This window comes from Rhodococcus indonesiensis (assembly GCF_047782815.1).
Classification (GTDB): Bacteria; Actinomycetota; Actinomycetes; order Mycobacteriales; family Mycobacteriaceae; genus Rhodococcus; species Rhodococcus indonesiensis.
The window spans coordinates 5200360-5220780 of record NZ_CP180630.1 but is presented as its reverse complement, the minus strand read 5'-3'; the positions used below and the strand labels follow the sequence as shown (position 1 = coordinate 5220780).

Below are 20421 nucleotides of genomic sequence, written 5' to 3'. Positions count from 1 at the left end.
GAACGTAGGACCAACACCGTTCGGCTATAGGTCGGTTAGCGGCCGTCAATGGCCCTGTTCGAACCGCTGGAAGTCCATAGGCAGCGGCAATCGGTCGATTCACCGACGGGACATTGCTTCAGTGACCTACACCACGTTGAATGGATCCCGAGCGCCTGATCGGTGCACATCTCTCGATCGACGACGCACCGTCCGATCGACACATCCCTTCGAGCCATTAAGGGGACACTCCGGTGACCACTGGCGAAATCTCGCACGACGCAGCGCACGGCGCCCCGCCGAAGGGGGCTACCTCACTCGTCAGCGGCAAGCAGGCGTGGGGCATGACCGGCCTCGTGATCTTCCTGTACGTCGTCAACTATGCCGACAAGGCTGTGCTGGGCATCATCGCGCAGCCGCTCGCTCGCGAGCTGGGACTGTCCTCCTCCCAGATCGGCCTGGTCGGCTCCCTGTTCTTCGTGACCTTCACCCTCGGCGGTTTCCTCGCCGGCCCCCTGAACAAGTACCTCACCCTGCGGTGGGCGCTGCTGGCACTGGGCGCCGCCTGGTCGGTGGTCATGCTGCCGCTGGTCGTCTCGGCGAGCCTGGTGATGCTGATCGTCACCCGCATGCTGCTCGGCCTGGCCGAGGGCCCCAGCTCCGCCCTCATGCACACCGCCGCGTACTCCTGGCATCCCCCGGCCAAGCGCGGTCTGCCCGGCGCGTTCCTCGCCGGCTCGGCGTCGGTCGCGAAGATCGCTCTCGCCCCGATCCTCGCCTACATCACCGTCCAGTGGGGCTGGCGCGCCGCCCTGATCACCCTGTCGATCCTCGGGGCCGTGTGGATGGCGTCGTGGCTGACCGGCTGGAAGGAAGGCCCGTTCACCGCGACGGCCGTGAAGAAGGGGACCGGCGCCGCCTCCACCGAGCCGTCGGTGCCGTGGAGGAAGATCTTCCTCACCCGCACGTTCCTCAGCTGCGTCGTCCTGATCATGGTCGTCTACGCGCTCACCACCGTCGTGCTGACCTGGCTGCCCTCCTACTTCGAGGTGGGGCTCGGCTACAGCGCCCTGCAGGCCGGTTCGATGTTCGCCCTGCCGTCGATCGTCGGCCTGTTCCTGATGGTCACGTCCGGCTCGGTCACCGACCGGCTCGCGCAGCGCGGCTACCGCTCCCGCGTCGTGCGGATCATCGTCCCGGGCATCGGCGTCCTGATCTGCGGCTCCGTCCTGGTGTTCCTGCCCAGCATCGGCACCCCGGGCCTGGCGGTCGCGGCCGTGTCCATCGGCTACGGCTTCGGTGCGATCGTCTTCCCCCTGATCAACGCCGCGATCTCGGAGCTGTGCCCGCCGCAGCAGACCGCCGGCACGATGGGCGTGTTCCTCGCGCTCATGGCCGTCGGCGGCCTGGTCGCCCCCTACGGCACCGGTGTGCTCGTCGACAACGCCGCCACCGCGGCCGAGGGCTACGCCACCGCCTTCCAGGTCATCGGTGCGCTGGGCATCGTCGCGGCGATCCTCGTCCTGATCTTCGCGAACCCGGAACGCGACCGCGCCATCATCCGGTCCGAGGCCACCGCGAAGGCATAGCTTCCGCCTAACGGAGCCATCCACCGAATGTCCTTTCCCCACCGGCCGGGTGCGTGATCGACTCGATATCGAGGGCCACCACCCGGCCGGTCGTCGTCTCCCGTTACTGCAAAGGATCCACCCATGCGCGATGCCGTGATCGTCGATGCCGTCCGCACCCCGATCGGACGCCGGGGCGGCGCCCTGTCCGAGATCCACCCCGTGAACCTGTCGGCGCATGTGCTGACGGCGCTGGCCGAGCGGGTCGGTTTCGATCCGGGCACCGTCGACGACGTGATCTTCGGTTGCGTCAGCCAGGTCGGCGAGCAGGCCGGCATCGTCTCCCGCTCGGCGGTGCTCGCCGCCGGCTGGCCCGTGACGGTTCCGGCCACCACGCTGACCCGGGCCTGCGGTTCGAGCCAGCAGGCGGTCTCGTTCGCCGTCGCCACCGTCCTGTCCGGTCAGAACGACGTGGTGATCGCCGGCGGCGTCGAGGTGATGAGCCGGGTGCCGATGGGCACGGCCGCGAAGAACGGCGAGCACTTCCCGAAGGAGGTGCTCGACCGGTTCGGCGTCGACGGCTTCAGCCAGGGCGTGGGCGCCGAGATGATGGCCGAGAAGTGGGGCCTGTCCCGCACCGTCCTCGACGAGTTCTCGCTGCGTTCGCACGAGCGCTCCGCCGCCGCGACCGACGCCGGAGCCTTCACCGGGCAGCTCGCGCCGATCGCCGGGCTGACCGCGGACGAAGGAATCCGCCGCGGCGGCAGTGTCGAATCGCTCGCCAAGCTCAAGACGGTCTTCAAGGAGGACGGCGTGATCCATGCCGGCAACTCCTCGCAGATCTCCGACGGCGCGGGAGCTCTGCTCGTCACCACCAGCGAGTACGCGGCCGCCCAGGGATGGACGCCGATGGCGCGCATCCACACCGCCGTCGTCGCCGCCGACGACCCGGTCATCATGCTCACCGGACCCATCCCCGCGACCCAGAAGGCGCTCGACCGCTCGGGCCTGTCGCTCGACGACATCGGTGCCTTCGAGATCAACGAGGCGTTCGCACCGGTTCCGCTCGCGTGGCAGGCCGAGACCGGCGTCGACGACGCGCGCCTGAACCCCGTCGGCGGCGCCATCGCCGTGGGACACCCGCTCGGCGGATCCGGCGCGGTCCTCATGACTCGACTGGCACATCACATGCGCGACAACGGTATCCGGTACGGACTGCAGTCGATGTGCGAGGCCGGCGGCATGGCCAACGCCACCATTCTCGAACTGCTCTGACACGCACTTCACGCAAAGGAACGAAAGATATGGAACTGAAGGGTCTTTCCGTCGCGATCACCGGCGGCGCCTCCGGTCTCGGCCTGGCCACCGCTCGCCGCGTCCTCGACGCCGGCGGCACCGTCACCCTCATCGACCTGCCCGGCTCACCGGGAGCCGACGTCGCGAGCTCCCTCGGTGACGGCGCGACGTTTGCCGCGGCCGACGTCACCGACGCCGAGCAGTTCGCCGCCGCCCTGGACGTCGCGCACGAGCGCGGCGGTCTGCGCGGGCTCGTGCACTGCGCCGGCGCCGGCCGCAGGATGCGGGTCCTGGAGAAGGACGGCAAGGCCGGTTCGCTCGAGGACTTCGAGTTCGTGATCCGCCTCAATCTCATCGGGTCGTTCAACGCGCTGCGCCTCGGCGCCGAGCGCATGGCCGCACTCGAACCGGTCGACGGCGAGCGCGGTGCCATCGTCATGACCGCCTCCGTCGCGGCGTTCGAGGGCCAGATCGGCCAGATCAACTACTCGGCGTCCAAGGCCGGCATCGTCGGCATGACCGTCGTCGCCGCCCGCGACCTGGCGAGCAAGAACATCCGGGTCAACACGATCGCGCCGGGCATCATGGACACCCCGCTGCTCGCCCGCCTGCGCGACGACGTGCGGGCCTCGCTCGAGAAGACCGTGCCGAATCCGGCGCGCCTGGGCCGCCCGGACGAGTTCGGCCGGCTGGCCACCAACATCCTCGAGAACGGCTACCTCAACGGTGAGACCATCCGACTCGACGGTGCCATCCGCATGGCCCCGCGCTGAGGTGGCGACGATGAGCACCGACGTGCCCGCCCTGTCCCTGACCTACCCGGACGTGACGATGGGTGTGTGGGCGCCGAGCATGGCCGCCCTGTACGGCGACCGCCCCGCCGTCGTCGACGGCGAGCGGACCTGCACGTACCGCGAGCTCGACGAGCGGTCCGCGCAGTTCGCCTCCGCGCTGACGGCGGCCGGTGTGGCTCCGCGCGACGTGGTGCTGATGCACGTGGGCAACTGCATCGAGTTTCTCGTCGCCTACTACGGCGCGCTACGCACCGGGGCTACCGTGACGCTGGTCAACCCGCTGCAACCGGAACCGGGTCTGCGCAAGCAGATCGAGGAGACCGGCGCCGTCGCGGCCGTCACCCAGACGCAGCAGTTGGGAGTGCTGCTCGGCGCCGCCGCGGGCACCACCGTCGCGACGATCGTGGTGGCATCCGACGACCCGGTGTCCGCACCGCCCACGTCCGCGGCCGTGGTGCGGTTCGACGACTTCCTCTCCGGACAGCCCACCGCGTTCACACCGGCACACGTCGCCGGAACGGACGTCGCGCATCTGGCTTACACGGGCGGCACCACCGGCATCTCCAAGGGTGTGCGGGTGCTGCACCGCAACGTGGTCGCCAACGTGACCCAGATGTGCGGTTGGCGGGCCGCCCACCAGGTCGTCACCACCGGTGACGGGCTGGTCGCGCTGCGCCCGATCGAGGGGCTCGACGTGCACGGGGTGATCCCCGGCGAGGGCGCCACCGTCGTCGTGTCCCCGCTGTTCCACGCCCACGCGCTGATCAACACGTCGTTCCTGCTGCTGTGCGGCCTCACCCAGGTGCTCGCGGGCCGATTCGACCCCGCGCGCATGCTCGAGCTCGTCGAGCGGCACCGCGTCAGCTACATCACCGGCAGCCCGGCCATGTGGCATGCGCTGGCCACCCATCCGGACGTCGCACGCCGTGACACCACGTCGGTGCGGGTCGTGTCGTCGGGTGCGGCGCCGATCGATCACGTCACGCTCGAGGCGCTGGAGGTGGCGTTCCCGAACGCCCGTGTGGCCGAGGGGTACGGCCTGACCGAGGGCACGTGCGTGGTCACCGCCATGCCGCTGGTCGTCGGGTCGGCCTACCGTCTCGGCAGTGTGGGCCTGCCCCTCTTCGACACCGAGCTCGAGATCCGGGCACAGGGCGATCCGAGCGTCGTCCTCGGTGACGGCGAGCGCGGCGAGCTGTGGATCCGGGGGCCGCAGGTGACCGACGGCTATCTCGGCCATCCCGAGATCACGGCCCAGCAGTACGTGGACGGCTGGCTCGACACCGGCGACATCGCCTACCGCGACGCCGACGGCTACGTCTACATCTGCGATCGCGCCAAGGACATGCTGATCTACAAGGGCTACAACGTGTATCCGCGTGAGCTCGAGGAGATTCTGGTGTCCCATCCGGCGGTGTCGACGGCCGCGGTGGTCGGCCGGGAGGCCGGCAGCGTCGGCCAGGAACCGGTCGCCTTCGTGGTGCCGCTACCGGAAACCGATCCCGACGCGGCCGAGCTGATGGCGTTCGTCGCCGAGCAGGTCCTGCCCTACAAGAAGATTCGCGAGATCGTCCTCGTGGACGCCCTGCCCACCTCCGCGGCAGGCAAGGTCCTCAAGACGGACCTGCGGACGCGCCTCGAGCAGTCCGCAGCCACGCACTGAACCACCATCGCCGTGCGTGTTTTCGGTAGTACCGACTACCGGAAACACGCACGGCGTGGTCGTGCTGCCCGTGCGTGGTTCTGGCAGCCCTGGCTACCAGAACCACGCACGGGTGCGGGTCAGCCGCGCTGGGCCTGCTTGACGAGTCCGCCGCCGATGATCAGGCGCTGGATCTCGCTGGTGCCCTCGTACAGGCGCAGCAGCCGCACGTCCCGGTAGATCCGCTCGACCGGCACCTCCCGCATGTAGCCGGTGCCGCCGTGGATCTGCACCGCCAGGTCGGCGACCTTGCCGACCATCTCCGTGCAGAACAGCTTCGCCGCCGACGGCGCGATCCGCCGGTCGGTGTTCTCCACCCACGCCCGCGCCGCCTCGCGCACCAGCGCCCGCCCGGCCATCACCCCGGTCTGCTGATCGGCGAGCATCGCCTGCACCAGCTGGAAGCTGCCGATCGCGGCACCGCCCTGCGTCGCGGTCGCCGCGTACGCCACCGACTCGTCCAGCGCACGCTGGGCCTGCCCCACCGACAGGGCCGCGATGTGCACCCGCCCGCGGGCGAGCGAGGTCATCGCGGCCTTGTACCCGACGTCCTCGCTGCCGCCGACCAGCGCCGCGGCCGGCACCCGCACCTGGTCGAAGTGCACGTCCGCCGTCCAGGCCCCCTCCTGGCCCATCTTGGCGTCCTTGGCGCCCACCTGCACCCCGGGCGTGTCGGCCGGTACGAGGAACACCGCGATGCCGGTGCCGTCCGCGTCGGCGGGGCGGGTGCGGGCGAAGACGACGAACAGGTTCGCGAGCGGGGCGTTGGTGATGAAGCGTTTCTCGCCGGTGATCACCCAGTCGTCGCCGTCGCGCACGGCCTTGGTGCGCAGCCCGGCCGGGTTCGAGCCGGCGCCGGGCTCGGTGAGGGCGAACGAGGCCACGACGTCACCCGAGGCGATCTTCTCGAGCCACTGCTGCTTCTGCTCGTCGGTGCCGAACCCGACGAGGACCTGCCCGGCGATGCCGTTGTTGGTGCCGAACATCGAACGCAGCGACAGGGTGGTGTAGCCCAGTTCCATCGCCAGTTCGGCGTCCTGCATCAGGTTCAGGCCCAGACCGCCCCATTCCTGCGGGATGGCGTAGCCGAACAGGCCCATCTCCTTGGCGGCATTACGGATGTCGTCCGGGATCGCGTCGGCGTCGGCGATCTCCTGTTCGCGGGGCACGACCACGCCGCGCACGAATGCGCGGGTCTGGGCGAGGATTTCCTGGAAGTCGTCGTCGTCCACCTCGGTGGCCGGCATCGCAGTCGAGGTTGTCATGAAACCACCATCGGCTCCGGGACCGCGGGTGTCCAATACGAATCGCCCCATCGCCACATAGGCACTGTCGATGAATCCACCGGGGTCGAATCACCTTTCCTCTCGCTATGATTCGGAGTATCAGCCGACGGGCGTCGCCCGCGACCTCGATTCATCGGTGCCTTCCCGCCGTCCCCGGACCGGGCGGGCTCGTGCGAAAGGAACCTCATGTCACTGCTGGAGAACCGAACCGCCGTCGTCACCGGAGGCGCTCAGGGCATCGGTTTCGCAATCGCACAGGAGTTCGTCGACGCCGGCGCCCGGGTGGTCCTCGGCGACCTCGATCTCGACGCCGCCACGGCGGCCGCCGAGAAGCTCGGTGGCCGCGACGTGGCCCGCGCGGTGCGGTGCGACGTCGTGAACGCGGACGAGTGGGACACGCTCCTCGCGGAGGCCGTCGACGGGTTCGGCTCGCTCGACGTCGTCGTCAACAACGCCGGCATCACCCGCGACGCGACGATGCGCACCATGACCGAGGAGGACTTCGATCTGGTGATCGCCGTGCACCTCAAGGGCACCTGGCACGGCACCCGCAAGGCGTCGGCGATCATGCGCGAGTCCAAGCGCGGCGCCATCGTCAACATCTCGTCGCTCTCCGGCAAGGTCGGGATGGTCGGTCAGACCAACTACTCGGCGGCGAAGGCAGGCATCGTCGGCCTGACCAAGGCGGCTGCGAAGGAGATGGCGCACCACGGCGTGCGCGTCAACGCGATCCAGCCGGGTCTGATCCGTTCCGCGATGACCGAGGCCATGCCGCAGAAGGCGTGGGATCAGAAGATGAGCGAGATTCCCATGGGCCGACCGGGCGAGGTGTCCGAGATCGCGTCCGTGGCGCTGTTCCTCGCCTCCGACATGTCCTCCTACATGACCGGCACGGTACTCGAGGTCACCGGCGGTCGATTCATGTGAGTTCCGGAACTCACCTCTCCCGAAAGGTCGTCATGCGCGAAGTCGTCATCTGCGAGCCGGTCCGCACCCCCATCGGTCGCTACGGCGGAATGTTCAAGTCCCTCAACGCTGTAGACCTCGGTGTGGCCGCGTTGAAGGGTCTGCTCGACCGCACCGGGGTCGCCCCCGACGCGATCGAGGACGTGATCCTCGGTCACTGCAACGGAAACAGCGAGGCCCCTGCCATCGGCCGCGTCGTCGCGCTCGACGCCGGCCTGCCGATCACGGTGCCCGGCATGCATATCGACCGTCGTTGCGGATCCGGACTGCAGGCCGTGATCCAGGCCGCGCTGCAGGTGGGCAACGGTGACAACGACGTCGTCGTCGCCGGCGGCGCCGAATCGATGAGCAACGCCTCGTTCTACTCCGTCGACATGCGCTGGGGCGGTGCCCGCAGCGGTGTGCAGATGCACGACAGCCTGGTGCGGGCCCGCGCCACCGCGGGCGGACGCCACTACCCGGTGCCCGGCGGCATGATCGAGACCGCCGAGAACCTGCGGCGCGACTACGGCATCAGCCGACTCGAGCAGGACGAACTCGCCGTGTCGTCCCATGCCCGCGCCGTCGCCGCGCAGAAGAACGGCATCCTCGCCGAGGAGATCGTGCCGGTCACCGTCACCACCCGCGCCGGCGACGAGGTCATCGACACCGACGAGCATCCCCGCCCGGACGTCACCGTCGAGTCGCTGGCGAAGCTGAAGCCGATCATGGGCAAGCAGGACCCCGAGGCGACGGTCACCGCCGGCAATGCCAGCGGCCAGAACGACGCAGCGTCGATGTGCCTGGTCACGACCCCGGCGAAGGCCGCGGAGCTGGGGTTGACCCCGCTGGTGCGGGTCGTGTCCTGGGGGCTGGCCGGGGTGGCGCCGAAGATCATGGGCATCGGCCCGGTCCCGGCCACGGAGAAGGCCCTCGCCAAGGCCGGCATCACCCTCGCGGACGTCGACGTGATCGAGCTCAACGAGGCCTTCGCGGCGCAGGCACTGGCGGTGACGCGCGAATGGAAGTTCGGCGCAGCCGATTTCGAGCGCACCAACATCCACGGGTCCGGCATCTCCCTGGGCCACCCGGTCGGTGCGACCGGTGGCCGCATGCTGGCAACGCTCGCCCGCGAGCTGCACCGCCGCGACGGCCGCTACGCCCTCGAGACGATGTGCATCGGCGGCGGCCAGGGCCTGGCCGCGGTGTTCGAAAAGGCGGCGTAGCCGCCGGTGTGTCCTTTGGGTTGTCAGGGCCGCCCGAAGGACACACCGGCGCGTCAGCGCCGACGCACCAGGTCGACGAACGCCTGACCCACTGCCGACAGGGATGCGGGGTCGAAGGCGAGGCCGTAGGCGCGCGCCAGCCGCGGCTCGCATGCGCGCACCACGACCCGGTCCCCGGCGGCCTCGGCCGGCACCCGGTCCACGATCGACCCGCCGAGTCCGGCCGCCACCATCGGCAGCCGGACCTCGCGCTGACCGACCAGGACGGAGATCTCCGGACGGGCGCCGGCCGCCCGCAGCGCCGATTCCACCGCGTCGACCATCGAGGCGCCGGTCGGCGCGAACACCATGGGAATGTCCGGTAGTTCGGACAGGTGGATCGGGCCGTCGGGCACCTCGAATCCCGGCGGAAACGCCAGCCAGTACTCCTGCTCGCCGAGTTCGATCACCTCGAGCCCGTCACCGCCCTCGAGCGGCAGGTGCGCGACGACGAACTCACAGTGGCCGTCGCGAATCAACGACGCGACCTGCTCCTCGTCGCGCAGCGGCGACAGCCGCACCGCCACTTTCGGATACTCACGCCGGAACCGGGCGATCAGCTCCACCAGCGGACCGACGGACAGCGACGGGAACGCCATGATGTCGAGCCGGCCCGCCACCGCGCCGTCGGACGTGGTCAGCAACTCCTCGACGGCAGTCACGTCGCGCAGGATCTGCCGGCTGGGGCCGACGAGGCTGCGGCCGGCCGCGGTGAGGACCATACCGCGGCCGATGCGGTGGAACAGCTCGACGCCGAGTTCGCGTTCGAGGCTGCGCAGCGCCTGCGACACCGTCGGCTGTGCGACGCCGAGCGCGGCGGCGGCCCCGTTGATGCCGTTGTTCTCGACGACCGCGAGGAAGTACTCCACCTGCCGGAAATCCACAGTCCTACGCCCCCTGTCGCAGCGTCGAGGCGACCTCGAGGAACGCCGCCGCGGCCGGCGACGGCTCACCCGCACGCAGCACCAACCCGACCGGCCGGGTCAGCGGCGGCTCCAGGGGCCGCACCGTCACCGTGGGCATCTGCTGTTCGGCCACCGGCCGGGGCACCACCGTGGCGCCGGTGCCCAGGCACACCAGCTCCCATGTCGCCGCCGGGTGGGCGCAGTCGACGACGACGTTGGCGGCGTTCTCGGCAAGCAACTCGCCGGCCTTCGCAGCGTTGGTGCGATCACCGACGTCGACGACGAGCGGCACGTCCCGCACACGGACGCGCGGGACCGGGTCCGGCAGGCCGGCCGCGAGGTCGTGGTGGAGAGCGAGCACGAGTTCCTGTTCGAACAGCGGCACGGTGATCATGCCGGCGTGCTCTACGGACAGGTCGGTCACCCCGATCTCGGCTTCCCCGCGTCGCAGCGCAGTGTGCACGCCGCCCGGGCCGTCCGCGTCGACGATCCGCACCAGGATGTGCGGGTAGCGGTCACGGAAGCGGCGCGCGAGCTCGATCATCGGATCGAAGGAGAACGACGAGTACGTCACCACGTCGACGCGGCCCGAGACGAGTTCGCGTACCGCGGCCACCTTCGCCTTCGCCCGTTCGACGTCGGCGAGGATCCGGCGGGCTGCTACGTCGAGCCGGCGTCCGTCCTCGGTCAGTGTGAGCCGGCGTCCGGTGCGGTCGAACAGGGTTGTGCCGAGCCGACGTTCGAGGGTCCGGATGGCCTGCGACAGCGACGGCTGCGAAATGTAGAGGGACTGGGCGGCCTTCGTGATCCCACCTCGGTCGACGACCGCGACGAAGTAGGTGATGAGGTGAAGGTCCACTCGCTTATCGTACGGGGGTGGTCACGGCCGGCGCCCAGCGGTCCGGATCGGTGCCGCATCCGGTGACCACTCCCCGGTCGGCGAGAACCAGCAGGTGGGCGTCGGTCTCGCGCACCGCGAGCCGGCGCAGCCGCGGCGACATCGTCTCGAACGGCCGGGACCACGAGATCCGGGTGGAGACCTCCCATGCCGTGGAGCCGGGATGCCGGGACACGACGTCGGCGATCTCGTCCAGCCGTTCCTCGTGGTGGCCGAGCAGCCCCTGCGCGCGGGAAGCGACACCGCGGAAACGGTATTCGTGCGCGGGGAAGACCTCACCGTCGGGCAGGCCGACGGTGGCGTGCAGCGACAGCAGGTAGCGGTGCAACGGATTCGGCAGCTCACCCGGGATGGTGGAGATGTTGGGGCTGATGCGGGGGAGCATGTGGTCGCCGCTGAACACCAGTTCGTGGGTGTCGTCGACGAAGCACAGGTGACCAGGGGTGTGGCCGGGCGTCCACACGGCGCGCAGATCCCAGCCGGGCAGGTCGAGGGGTGTCCCGTCGTCGAGCACCACGTCGAGTGATTCGCGCGGCCCGAAGCGGACCAGTTCCATGACCTCGCCCGATCGGACTTCCTCGGGCGCTCCGAGCCGGGCCAGCTGCCGGGCCCACGACGCGGCGTACCCTTCCCGGTCCGTCGCGGTGTGGTGGCCGAGCAGCGACGCGTCGGCGGCGTGCATCGCCAGCGCGGCTCCGCTGACCTCGCGCAGCCGCGGTGCCAGGCCGAAATGGTCGGGGTGCAGGTGGGTGATCGCCGCGAACCGGACCTCGGTGATGTCGTGCCCGGTCTGCCGGATCCCGTCGACGAGGGCCTGCCAGGACTGTTCCGAGTCCCAGCCGACGTCGATCAGGGCCAGGCCGTCGGGCAGCGCCAACGCGTAGACCAGCACGTAGCGCAGCGGATTGTTCGGCATGGGCACGGGAATCGACCACAGCCCGGGCCGGACCTGCTCGACCGGCGGCAGCTCGCCACGCCGCCACGCCTCCTGCTGCACGACGCCGACGACCTCGATCGCGGTCACGAGACCTCCTCCGCGAGAGTATCGCGCAACGTGCGCTTGAGGATCTTGCCACTGGCGTTGCGCGGCAGCTCACTGACGAAGTGGACGCGCTGCGGCTTCTTGTAGGACGCGAGCCGGCCGGTGGTGAACGCGACCAGTTCGTTCTCGTCCGGCGCGGCGGTACCGTCGGCCAACCGGACGACGGCGGTGACGGCCTCGCCCCACTTGCGATCGGGCACTCCGATCACGGCGACCTCGGCGACGGCGGGATGCTCGGCGAGCACCGACTCCACCTCGATCGGGTAGACGTTCTCGCCGCCGGTGATGATCATGTCCTTCACCCGGTCGGTGACGAACAGGTAGCCGTCCTCGTCGAGGTGACCGGCGTCGCCGGTGCGCAGGAACCCGTCGTCGGTGAACAGCGCCGCGGTCTCCTCCGGGCGCCGCCAGTAGCCGGACGTGTTGTGGCGGGAGCGGCACACGATCTCGCCGGACTGTCCGACCGGCAGGTCCGCACCGGTCACGACGTCACGGATGGCGAGCTCCACGCCGGGCATGGGGCGGCCCGCCGAGCGCAGCAGGTAGGACCGCGGACCGGTCGGGTCGTGGTCCTCGACGCGCAGCGCGGTGACGGAGCCGCTCGTCTCCGTCATCCCGTAGCGCTGGACGAATCCGCACCCGAGCGTGTGCACGGCGCGCCGCAGCATCGTCGGGGTGACCGGGGAGGCGCCGTAGAAGATCAACTGCAGGCTCGACAGGTCGAACGAGTCCAGTTCGGGCAGGTCGAGCAGCATCTGCACGGTCGCGGGCACCAGGAACGCGTGGGTGATGCCGTGCTGCTCGACGAGCGCGGCGACGGTGCGCGGATGGAACTCGCCGAGCAGGACGGTGTGCACCCCGGCGGACAGGCAGGTGCTCAGCCAGCCGGCGCCGGCGATGTGGAACAGCGGCATCGCGTTCAGTGCCACCGAGTCGCTCTGCCAGTGGTAGATGCGCTGTCCCTCCGCGTCGTTGTGGAGGTTGCGGTGGGTGATGAGCACGCCCTTCGGCGTGCCGGTGGTGCCGGAGGTGTAGAGCTGCAACAGGACCGTGTCCGGGTCGTCGCCGCGGCCGGGGTCGTCGTCCGTGCCGCTGTCGCCGAGCCGTTGCCACGTCCAGGCCCCCGGCAGCAGATCGTCGCCGGGTTCGGCGTCGACGAGGACGACGGGCAGGCCGGGCAGTGCGGCACGGATCGCCTCGGCTGCCGCGGCGAACCCGGACTCGACGACGAGCACGTCGAGATCCGCGTCCTCGGCGATGCGGGCGGCTTCCGCCGGGGTGAGTCGCCAGTTGAGGGGGACGAACACCAGCCCCGCCTTGCCGCAGGCGACGAACGTCTCGGCGGCCTCGAGTCGCATGCGCAGCAGGGCCCCGATCCGCCCGCCACGCCGGGCCAGCCCGTTCAGGGCGGTCGCGACCCGGTTGGTGCGCCCGTCGAGCTCGGCGAAGGTGACGGTGGTGTCGCCGCAGGTCAGTGCGAGTGCGTCCGGCCGTTCCGCCGCGTGCTGCCGGACCCGCTGCGGAAGGTGCAGACCGCTCACATCACACTCCTCGTTCCGTTCGGCGAGCGCCTCGATGCCGGGCCCGCCGTGCCCGATCAGTCGATCACCGCCGCCTCGGCGGAACAAAGTCCAAGATCCACAGCGACCGATAGCGAGTGCCTATGTCGGGGTCGGCAGCGGGCGACTGTCCCTGCGCGCAGAAGTGCTTCTTGCGCGGGTACCGACGGACGCGCGCAAGAAGCACAACCCCGCGCGGATGTCCGGTTCGGCCCCGGAGCTCAGTGCCCCAGCGCCGTGCAGCTCCCCGTCAGGACACCAGGAACCGGCCGAGTTGCGGCGCGGCCTCACCGGGGTGCTTGGCCTGGATGCCCTCGCCGATGGCCTGGAGCTTCCAGTCCTGCCCCTGCCGGTACACCTTGGCCATCACCATGCCGGTGAACGGCATACCGCCCTGCAGGGTGTAGCGGGCCAGCTCGGCGTTGTTGGTGCCGTCCACCAGCCGGCAGAAGGCGTTCGCGACCTGCTCGAAGGTGTGGCCCTTGTACGAGGTGACGATGAACATGACCGTCGTGATGTGGGCCGGCACCCGGGTGAGGTCGACGAGCACGACCTCGTCGTCGCCGGCGCCCTCGCCCGTGAGGTTGTCGCCCTGGTGCTGGATCGAGCCGTCCTTCGACCGCAGCTGTCCGTAGTACGCGACGTCGACGAGGTTCTGGTCGGCGAACAGCACGGCCGACGCGTCGAGGTCGATGTCGGCGGCGCGATTGCCGAACAGCCCCCGCTTCGCGACCGGATCCCAGCCCAGCCCCATGCGCAGGTGGGTCAGGGCCACGCCGCCCTCCTTGCGGAGGGTGACCTTCTGGCCCTTGACGAGGCTGACGGGACGGCTCTTGGTGAGGCTGACCTCGGGCTGGGCGTCCTGCGCCGGCTGCGGTGCGGAGGCCTGCACGTACGGCTGCGGCGGAGCCGGCTGCGGGTAGGGCTGCTGGGCGGAAGCCGGCGGTGTGGAGTAGGTCGGCGGGACGGGCGGCGCGGCCGGAGGTGCGGGCTGAGCCGGTTGCGGGGCAGCGGCCGGCGCGTCGTCGACGCTCACGCCGTGGTCGGTCACGAGCGCGGCGAATCCGCCCGCGTAGCCCTGGCCGACGGCCCGGACCTTCCAGGAGCCCTGCCGCCGGTACAGCTCGAGGGCGATCACGATCGACTCGCTGCTCAGTCCGTCGACTCGGTACTCGTAGAGGACGTTGCCCGCGGTGTCGGCGACCCGCGCGGTCGGCGGGGCGAAACGGCCGAAGCTGCTCGACGCGTCGTCGAGGGTGATGACCGCGCGCACCTGGTCGATGTCCGCCGGCACCTGGTTCAGCGACACGGCCAGCGAGGCGGCCTGGCCCGGTGCGCCGGGCACGAGCCGCACCCCGGGCCCGGTGGGCTGGTTGAAGAAGACGAAGTCGGCGTCGGAGCGCACCTTGCCGTCGGCCTTGACCAGCAGCGCGGACAGGTCGGCCGGGGTGGTCAGCTCGAGGGAGACGACGACGTCGGCGGCGGTGAGGGGGCCGTTCTGACCCTTGGCGAGAGATACGGGCACGGGTGGGGTCCTCACTGTTACTGGAAACTCTGTCTCGGGGATGGTTGAGCGTCACTGCCACTGTACGAAGCCGTCTCGATCCGGGCGGATCGGGCGAACCAGGCGAGGATCTCCTCGCCGGCCCGGATCCCCGCCTGCCGGGTCACCGCCACCGTCGGGTGCCGCCAGTCCAGCGCCTCGAGTTCGCCGTGGCGCGGCCGGATCGCGGCATCGGCGGCGGTCAGCATCTCGGCATCGAGCGCGCCGTCCCCGGCGGCCAGTACGACGGCGTCCGGAACGAGCGTGCCGTCGTCGACCAGACGTCGGCGGACCTCGGCGACCGCGCGGCTCTTGCACACCGCCGACGGCATCGTGTACAGCTTGCGGCCCTGCTGGGAGGCGTTCCATCCGCGGCGCCGGCACCAGTGGTCCCATTCGTCGAGGAAGCCGACGGGCTGCGCGGCGACGTCGATCACGAGATAGCAGAACAGCTCGTCGGCGACCCGGAACTTGTGCACCCAGTCGTCGGAGATGCGGCGGCGCAGTTCGGCGGTGACCTCGTCGAGTCCGGCGCCCTCGGTGCGCACGGCCGTGTCCACCGTTCGTCGCCACCCGGCGTCCGGCACCCCGTCGGCGAGGATCATGCCGCCGTTGCTGGCGATCGCGTACCGCCACGGCGCCCCGGGCAGGTCGATGCGCCGGAACTGCTCCGGGGTGCGCGTGGTGGTCGGCACCACCACCGCCGCCGCGGTGAGGTCGCGCAGGCGCTGCGCGGATGTGATGGTCACGTACGACAGGGGTGCGCCGTCGTAGTGCTCGACACACACCAGATCGCCGTCGGGGACAGGTGATTCGCCCATCGCGGCGCGTGAGTAGATCATCGTGCGGTCGAGATCGGTGGCGACGAGGGTGGTGGTCACGGCAGATCCTTGATCAGGCCCATGCACGAATATGCCAGGTCGGGAACCACGTCCACCGGCACGTCGCGGGCGGCGGCGAGCATCCGGATGTGCGCGTGCTCCTCGGCGTCGGCCTCGCGGACCAGCACCCGCCACGGCACGCGCCGCAGCAGCACCCGGGTGGTCTCGCCGACACCGGGTTTGACGTAGTTGACAGTGGAGATGCCGCACTCGGCCCGCACCTTCTCCACCGACTCCCAGCCCGCCCACGTGGGGGTGCGATCGGAATGCAGGATGTTCCCGGCGGCGGTGACCGCGGCCTCCCGGTCGCCGAACTCGGCCGCCACGGTGTCGAGGAGGACCGCCGAGACGTCCTCGCCGGCAAGTTCGGCGTAGAACTTGGCGCCGTGGAACTCGCCCGGGCCGATCAGGGTGTCGTTGAGGACGGTGCGTGAAACCAGTCCGGATACAGTGGAATTCAGGCACGCCGAGGCGATGAGGAAGTCGTCGCGGGTGCCGTAGGTCCGCACGCAGTACCCGGGGTCGGCGAGCACGGCGAGGTCGTCGGAAAGCTCCGGGCCGCCCGCGGTCCGGTACTCGGCCAGGGCCGCCGTGAGTTCGCGGGCGATGGCGCCCTTGCCGGTCCAGCCGTCGACGAACACCACCGAGGCCGGATCGTGTCGTGCCGTCACGTGGTCGAGGGCGGCGAAGTCGATACCACGGCCCCGCACGATCGACACCGCGTAGTGCGGCAGGTTCAGCCCGTGGTGCCGCTGCGCCCATCGGCGGATCAGGATCCCGACGGGAGTGCCCGCGCGGGCCAGCGATACGAGCGTCAGGTCCCGGCCCCGTTCGGCGAGCAGCAGTTCGGTGACGGTACCGACGGCGTGGGCGAGGCGCCCCGCCGTCGCGGCGAGCACCTTGTCGAACAGTTCGCGGTAGGCGGCATCGGGTTGGTATTCGATCGGCAGCGACTCGGCGTAGTGGGCGAGGCCCGCCTGGATGCGGCGCTCGCGTTCGGCGACGTCGGCCTCGAGCGCGACGTGCGAGAGGTCCTTGAGGAGCCAGCTCACCTCGTCCGCGGCGTAGGAGCCGAAGCCGGGCCCGGTCAACGGGGTCGTCATCGTCCCTCCCGGTCTGCGCGCAGCACGGCGGGATCGGTGGCGGGCACGACGGCCACGACGACGTCCTCCCCGGCGGCGGTCAGCACGTCGAGCAGCCCCCCGTCGGCACGCAGACGGTCGGTGTCGGCGGGAGCGTCGAGCACGAGCAGCAGCTGTGCGCGTTCCCCCTCCGGCCACCGCGCGTTGTAGAGGTAGCGCGGGACGTCGTCCGGTTCGGGTGCGGTGAAGGTGAATCCGCGACGCAGGGGGTAGCCGGGCACGTCCCGGACGTATGCGGGGGAGCGGGTGGTGGTCTGGAATCGTGTGGCGACGCCCCTGCGGGCGAGCGCGTCGGCGAGGCGCAGCGGCAGGTACATCAGTTCCTCGTGACCCACGACGACGACCGGCCGTCCCGGCGACAAGGCGGTGGTCACGGCGTCGGTGGCGCGGTCGATCGCGGTGTCGAAGGCCGCGGTGTCGGTGCGCAGGAACCCGTGCCGACCGCCGTCGGGCACGACCGCCGGCCACGGCAGCGTGACGAAGGTGTACGTTCCGCGTTCCGGTGCAACCGGATTCAGGTCCGGGTCCGGTAGCTCGCCCACCCGCTCGGTGAGTCCGTCGGGGAGGACGGTGTGCCCCGTCGCCAGGCTCACGTGGTCGATGCGGACGCCGAGCCCGGTGGCCGCCTCGGCGACGGCGCGACGGTGTCCGGCGGTGCGCATGTCCACCAGCGATGCGACGACGTACCGGGTGCGGGGACTGTGCCGGTGCAGGGACCGGATGGCGTCGACCGCGGTTGCCCCGGTGGAGATCTCGTCATCCACCAGGACCAGCGGCGCGTCGTTCGCGAACAGCTCCGGCGACGTCGGCTGGAGCAGGTGCGACGTGGCGTGCGAGTGCCCCTCCTCGAATCCGGCGAAGGTGCCGGCGCCGGGCACGTCGCGCCGGGTGGAGTGCAGGTAGCAGCGTGCCCGCAGCCGGCTCGCCACGCAATGGCCCAGTCCCGTTGCGGTTTCGGCGAAACCGAGGACCACCGCATCGGACGCGGCGGGACCCAGCAGGTCCGCGACGAGATCACCGAGCCGGTCGCCCGCGTCGATCACCGCGGCCGGTTCGGTGGGGAGGTGCTTGCCGAGGACCGTGGAGACCAGCAGGTGCGCGCGACGGGGGTTGCGGCGCAGTCCCGGCACGACGAGGTCCGGCACGGTGTCACCGGTGGCCGACGCCAGGTGCTGCAGCTCGAGCCCGAATCGTTCCGTCGCCCAGGGCGGTCGCACTCCGGTGATCACCGGTCCACCAGTGCCGTCAGCAGGTCCACGAAAGTCACTCCCTTGTTGGTGACGCCGAACACCGACGCGCGCAGCAACGTCTGCTCCGCCCAGGTGCGGTGCGGGCGCCGCTCGTTCATCTTGTTGCGGTATCCGGAGGCCTGTACGCCGCCCGCGTCACCGCCGAGGATGTCGACCGCGTCGTGGTACTCCTCGTGCGTCACGGCGGAGAGCGCGTGCACGGCCGCCACGTGCGAGGGGTGGATCACGGTCTTGCCCTGGATGCCGTTCGCCCGGTCCAGGGCGATCTCCCGCAGCAGGCCGTCGAGGTCCCGGCTGACGAGCTGCTGCCGGAACAGCACCGCGTCGTGCTCGGCGAACGGGGTGGCCCGCAGCATCGGGCGGAACATGCGCTCGTGATCGGCGAAGTACTCCCAGACCGGACCGGTGATGACGAATCCGGTGCCGTCGGTGCGGCCCAGGTAGTTGACGACGTCTGCGATGACGTCGACCACGACCCGCACGTCGTAGATGGTCAGGTCGCGGTCGCGGCGGATGCCGAAGGTGGCGCACATGTCGGTGGCGCCGATCCGCACGGCCAGCACGCGGTCGCGGTGCCCGGCCAGGAGCGCGGCGATCTGCTGGAGCTCGCCGTCACGGGTCTGCCGGTGCACCAGCTCGGCGGATTCGAGCACCGGCATCGCGTACAGGTGCTTGCCGAGGCGCTCGGACGCCGCAGCCACGGCGTCGAGGAACGCCGGCCCCGAGGCCGCGGTGAACTTGGGCAGGACGAAGCCGGTCAGCGCGGCGACGCCCGGGCCCAGCGTGTCGGCGATGCGGTCGACACCGTCGGGGGTGCGCACCCGCACGAACAGCAGCATCGTCGAGGCGGCGGTGCCGGCGAGTGCGTCGAGGGTGGCGACCGCGTTGCGCAGGCCGTCCTCGACCTCGTGGTCGGCGACGGCGTCCTCGAGGTCGATCACCATCGAGGCGACGCCCTCCCCGCTGCGGCGCGCGATCGTGGGGGCGAGATCCGTGCGGGTGGCGGGCACGTACAGGGTCGCCCCGAGCGCGACGGCGAGCCGTTCACGCTCGTCGGCATCGGAGAACGGTCGCGGCAAATGCAGGAACAAGGTGTCCCGGGCCGCGTCGTCGAGGTGGTGGAAATGATGCATCGTGCGCATGTCGGTGAAGGATCCCCCACTCATACCTCGTCCGTTCGTCCTCTCATTCGTTGCACCACACCGGCGATGAAGCGCGAAACGGCGTCGAGCTCCCGAACGTACGCCCAGTAGTCGGGGTGTACTCCGGTGAGCGAACCGACTGCCCTGTCGATCCGATCGAGCTGCGCGTCGAGCACCGAGCCCCATTCTGCGGTCAACCCCCGTTGGACCGCGAGTTGTTGCGCGTCGCGCAGACGGAACCGTACCTGCTCCACCTTCGCGGCCGGATCACGGCGGACCTCGCGGAGGACCGACAGCCGGTCGGTGACGGCGTCGACGTACCGCTCGGCCTGGGTGAGGGATGCCCGGGCCGCCGCGGTCAGTTCGAGCGCCTGTTCGGGCCGGTTCGCGGCCGATGCCGTTCGCGCAGCGGACACGTCGGCGTCGGCCCGATCGAGGAACTCGCGGGCGGCGCGTTCGTTGCCGGCCAGGTCGGCGGAGCTGGCGGCGTTGAACTCGCGCAGCAGCGCCGAGAACGCCGGCGCCAGGCTCTCGGCACGGGTGCGCACCGCCGACAGCCGGGTTGTGACCGATGCCACGGCCTTCCGGGCGGACTCGGCTCGGTCCGGTGCCTGCGCGAGGGCGCGGCGCAGGGCCGTCGCCGCCTCCTCTGTCCGGCGTGCCGCTGTTCGGACCGCTCCGGTTCCCCCGGCCGCATCGAGCGCCCGGATCTCCGCGTCGAGTGTGTCCGCCGCGGCCCGCACGGACGGGTAGTCGGCGTAGGCCGCCTGCTCGGGCGCGGTCACCAGTGCCGCCGCGGCCTGCGCCTCGGTACGGACCTGCCGGGCGAGCTGCGGGACGGTCCGGGCCACCGCGACCGAGTGCTCGAGGTGCGCACGGTGGCGCTCGTAGAACTGGTCGAGGGTGCGGGTGGCGAGACCGATCTGCTGCAGGGCCTGTTCGTAGGCCGGGGCGGGGGCGAGCGGATCGGACGGTTCGGTGCGGGAGAGGTTCAGGTACGTCTCGGCCGCGCGGTAGCACGCTTCACGGACGGGTTCCCACTCCCGCCGCAGGCCGCGCTGCGGGGTGAGCTCGTGCGAGGCCGTGACCCCGGCCTCGGCGACGGACTGGCGCCGGTCCATGTCGAGGAACGCGGCGACCATCGCGTCGTAGGCGCGCAGCGCCACCGGATCGTCGGTGCTCCCACCCCCGAAGAGGCGGCGCGTCCATCGGCTCGCCACGCCC

General features: G+C 70.7%; 17 protein-coding genes. 6 read left to right on the top strand and 11 right to left on the bottom strand.

Annotation, left to right across the window (positions count from 1 at the left end):
• Positions 1 to 233: 233 nt before the first annotated feature.
• The 4 genes from ACM26Y_RS24015 to ACM26Y_RS24000 all read left to right on the top strand — a co-directional run bounded on the left by ACM26Y_RS24015 (position 234) and on the right by ACM26Y_RS24000 (position 5300).
• A complete protein-coding gene (locus tag ACM26Y_RS24015; protein ID WP_416062148.1) occupies positions 234 to 1568 on the top strand; it encodes an MFS transporter in 1335 nt (444 codons plus the stop codon).
• Positions 1569 to 1691: 123 nt separating this feature from the next.
• Positions 1692 to 2822: a thiolase family protein gene (locus ACM26Y_RS24010; RefSeq protein WP_416062147.1), complete on the top strand. Its 1131-nt coding sequence runs from the start codon at positions 1692 to 1694 to the stop codon at positions 2820 to 2822.
• A 29-nt stretch (positions 2823 to 2851) separates the two neighbouring features.
• Positions 2852 to 3616, top strand: coding sequence for an SDR family NAD(P)-dependent oxidoreductase (locus tag ACM26Y_RS24005; protein WP_054373524.1), 765 nt, complete (start codon positions 2852 to 2854; stop codon positions 3614 to 3616).
• Between the two features lie 10 nt (positions 3617 to 3626).
• Positions 3627 to 5300 carry a class I adenylate-forming enzyme family protein gene (locus ACM26Y_RS24000; RefSeq protein WP_416062146.1) on the top strand — a complete coding sequence of 558 codons (1674 nt, stop codon included), beginning with the start codon at positions 3627 to 3629 and terminating at the stop codon, positions 5298 to 5300.
• Between the two features lie 119 nt (positions 5301 to 5419).
• Here the strand turns inward: ACM26Y_RS24000 and ACM26Y_RS23995 are convergent, their stop codons facing one another.
• Positions 5420 to 6604, bottom strand: a complete 1185-nt coding sequence (locus ACM26Y_RS23995; RefSeq protein ID WP_416062145.1) for an acyl-CoA dehydrogenase family protein — start codon at positions 6602 to 6604, stop codon at positions 5420 to 5422.
• 207 nt (positions 6605 to 6811) lie between these two features.
• Here ACM26Y_RS23995 and fabG point away from each other — a divergent pair, with 207 nt between their 5' ends.
• Positions 6812 to 7552 carry a 3-oxoacyl-ACP reductase FabG gene (gene fabG / locus ACM26Y_RS23990; protein WP_003938575.1) on the top strand — a complete coding sequence of 247 codons (741 nt, stop codon included), beginning with the start codon at positions 6812 to 6814 and terminating at the stop codon, positions 7550 to 7552.
• Between the two features lie 32 nt (positions 7553 to 7584).
• Positions 7585 to 8796 (top strand): acetyl-CoA C-acetyltransferase, encoded by a 1212-nt coding sequence (locus ACM26Y_RS23985; RefSeq protein WP_416062144.1) that lies wholly within the window; start codon positions 7585 to 7587, stop codon positions 8794 to 8796.
• A 53-nt stretch (positions 8797 to 8849) separates the two neighbouring features.
• On the opposite strand, the gene ACM26Y_RS23980 is transcribed toward ACM26Y_RS23985, so the two are convergent.
• The 10 genes from ACM26Y_RS23980 to ACM26Y_RS23935 all read right to left on the bottom strand — a co-directional run bounded on the left by ACM26Y_RS23980 (position 8850) and on the right by ACM26Y_RS23935 (position 20339).
• Entirely contained in the window at positions 8850 to 9719 is an 870-nt protein-coding gene (locus ACM26Y_RS23980) for a LysR family transcriptional regulator (RefSeq protein WP_054372650.1), read from the bottom strand.
• A 4-nt stretch (positions 9720 to 9723) separates the two neighbouring features.
• Positions 9724 to 10599: a LysR family transcriptional regulator gene (locus ACM26Y_RS23975; protein ID WP_003938578.1), complete on the bottom strand. Its 876-nt coding sequence runs from the start codon at positions 10597 to 10599 to the stop codon at positions 9724 to 9726.
• A 4-nt stretch (positions 10600 to 10603) separates the two neighbouring features.
• Entirely contained in the window at positions 10604 to 11662 is a 1059-nt protein-coding gene (locus ACM26Y_RS23970) for an MBL fold metallo-hydrolase (RefSeq protein WP_416062143.1), read from the bottom strand.
• Positions 11659 to 13221 (bottom strand): long-chain-fatty-acid--CoA ligase, encoded by a 1563-nt coding sequence (locus ACM26Y_RS23965; RefSeq protein WP_416062142.1) that lies wholly within the window; start codon positions 13219 to 13221, stop codon positions 11659 to 11661. The genes ACM26Y_RS23970 and ACM26Y_RS23965 overlap by 4 nt, the downstream gene beginning before the upstream one ends.
• A gap of 268 nt (positions 13222 to 13489) precedes the next feature.
• Positions 13490 to 14764 (bottom strand): TerD family protein, encoded by a 1275-nt coding sequence (locus ACM26Y_RS23960; protein ID WP_416062141.1) that lies wholly within the window; start codon positions 14762 to 14764, stop codon positions 13490 to 13492.
• 17 nt (positions 14765 to 14781) lie between these two features.
• On the bottom strand, positions 14782 to 15624 hold the full coding sequence (locus tag ACM26Y_RS23955) for an HAD family hydrolase (RefSeq protein ID WP_416063745.1): 843 nt from the start codon (positions 15622 to 15624) through the stop codon (positions 14782 to 14784).
• A gap of 35 nt (positions 15625 to 15659) precedes the next feature.
• Complete coding sequence (locus ACM26Y_RS23950) at positions 15660 to 16766, bottom strand: cysteine protease StiP family protein (RefSeq protein WP_416062140.1); 1107 nt, start codon at positions 16764 to 16766, stop codon at positions 15660 to 15662.
• Positions 16763 to 18034: a phosphoribosyltransferase family protein gene (locus tag ACM26Y_RS23945; protein WP_416062139.1), complete on the bottom strand. Its 1272-nt coding sequence runs from the start codon at positions 18032 to 18034 to the stop codon at positions 16763 to 16765. Before ACM26Y_RS23945 ends, ACM26Y_RS23950 begins: the two co-directional genes overlap by 4 nt.
• Positions 18031 to 19221 carry an HpcH/HpaI aldolase/citrate lyase family protein gene (locus ACM26Y_RS23940; RefSeq protein ID WP_416062138.1) on the bottom strand — a complete coding sequence of 397 codons (1191 nt, stop codon included), beginning with the start codon at positions 19219 to 19221 and terminating at the stop codon, positions 18031 to 18033. The genes ACM26Y_RS23945 and ACM26Y_RS23940 overlap by 4 nt, the downstream gene beginning before the upstream one ends.
• On the bottom strand, positions 19218 to 20339 hold the full coding sequence (locus tag ACM26Y_RS23935) for a hypothetical protein (RefSeq protein WP_416063744.1): 1122 nt from the start codon (positions 20337 to 20339) through the stop codon (positions 19218 to 19220). Before ACM26Y_RS23935 ends, ACM26Y_RS23940 begins: the two co-directional genes overlap by 4 nt.
• Between the last annotated feature and the right edge of the window lie 82 nt (positions 20340 to 20421).

Coding starts and splice junctions, on each gene's coding strand:
- ACM26Y_RS23935 (WP_416063744.1), bottom strand. CDS start 20,339: ATGGTCGCCGCGTTCCTCGACATGGACCGGCGCCAGTCCGTCGCCGAG.
- ACM26Y_RS24000 (WP_416062146.1), top strand. CDS start 3,627: ATGAGCACCGACGTGCCCGCCCTGTCCCTGACCTACCCGGACGTGACG.
- ACM26Y_RS23955 (WP_416063745.1), bottom strand. CDS start 15,624: ATGATCTACTCACGCGCCGCGATGGGCGAATCACCTGTCCCCGACGGC.
- ACM26Y_RS23985 (WP_416062144.1), top strand. CDS start 7,585: ATGCGCGAAGTCGTCATCTGCGAGCCGGTCCGCACCCCCATCGGTCGC.
- ACM26Y_RS24010 (WP_416062147.1), top strand. CDS start 1,692: ATGCGCGATGCCGTGATCGTCGATGCCGTCCGCACCCCGATCGGACGC.
- ACM26Y_RS23950 (WP_416062140.1), bottom strand. CDS start 16,766: ATGACGACCCCGTTGACCGGGCCCGGCTTCGGCTCCTACGCCGCGGAC.
- ACM26Y_RS24005 (WP_054373524.1), top strand. CDS start 2,852: ATGGAACTGAAGGGTCTTTCCGTCGCGATCACCGGCGGCGCCTCCGGT.
- fabG (WP_003938575.1), top strand. CDS start 6,812: ATGTCACTGCTGGAGAACCGAACCGCCGTCGTCACCGGAGGCGCTCAG.
- ACM26Y_RS23995 (WP_416062145.1), bottom strand. CDS start 6,604: ATGACAACCTCGACTGCGATGCCGGCCACCGAGGTGGACGACGACGAC.
- ACM26Y_RS23940 (WP_416062138.1), bottom strand. CDS start 19,221: ATGAGTGGGGGATCCTTCACCGACATGCGCACGATGCATCATTTCCAC.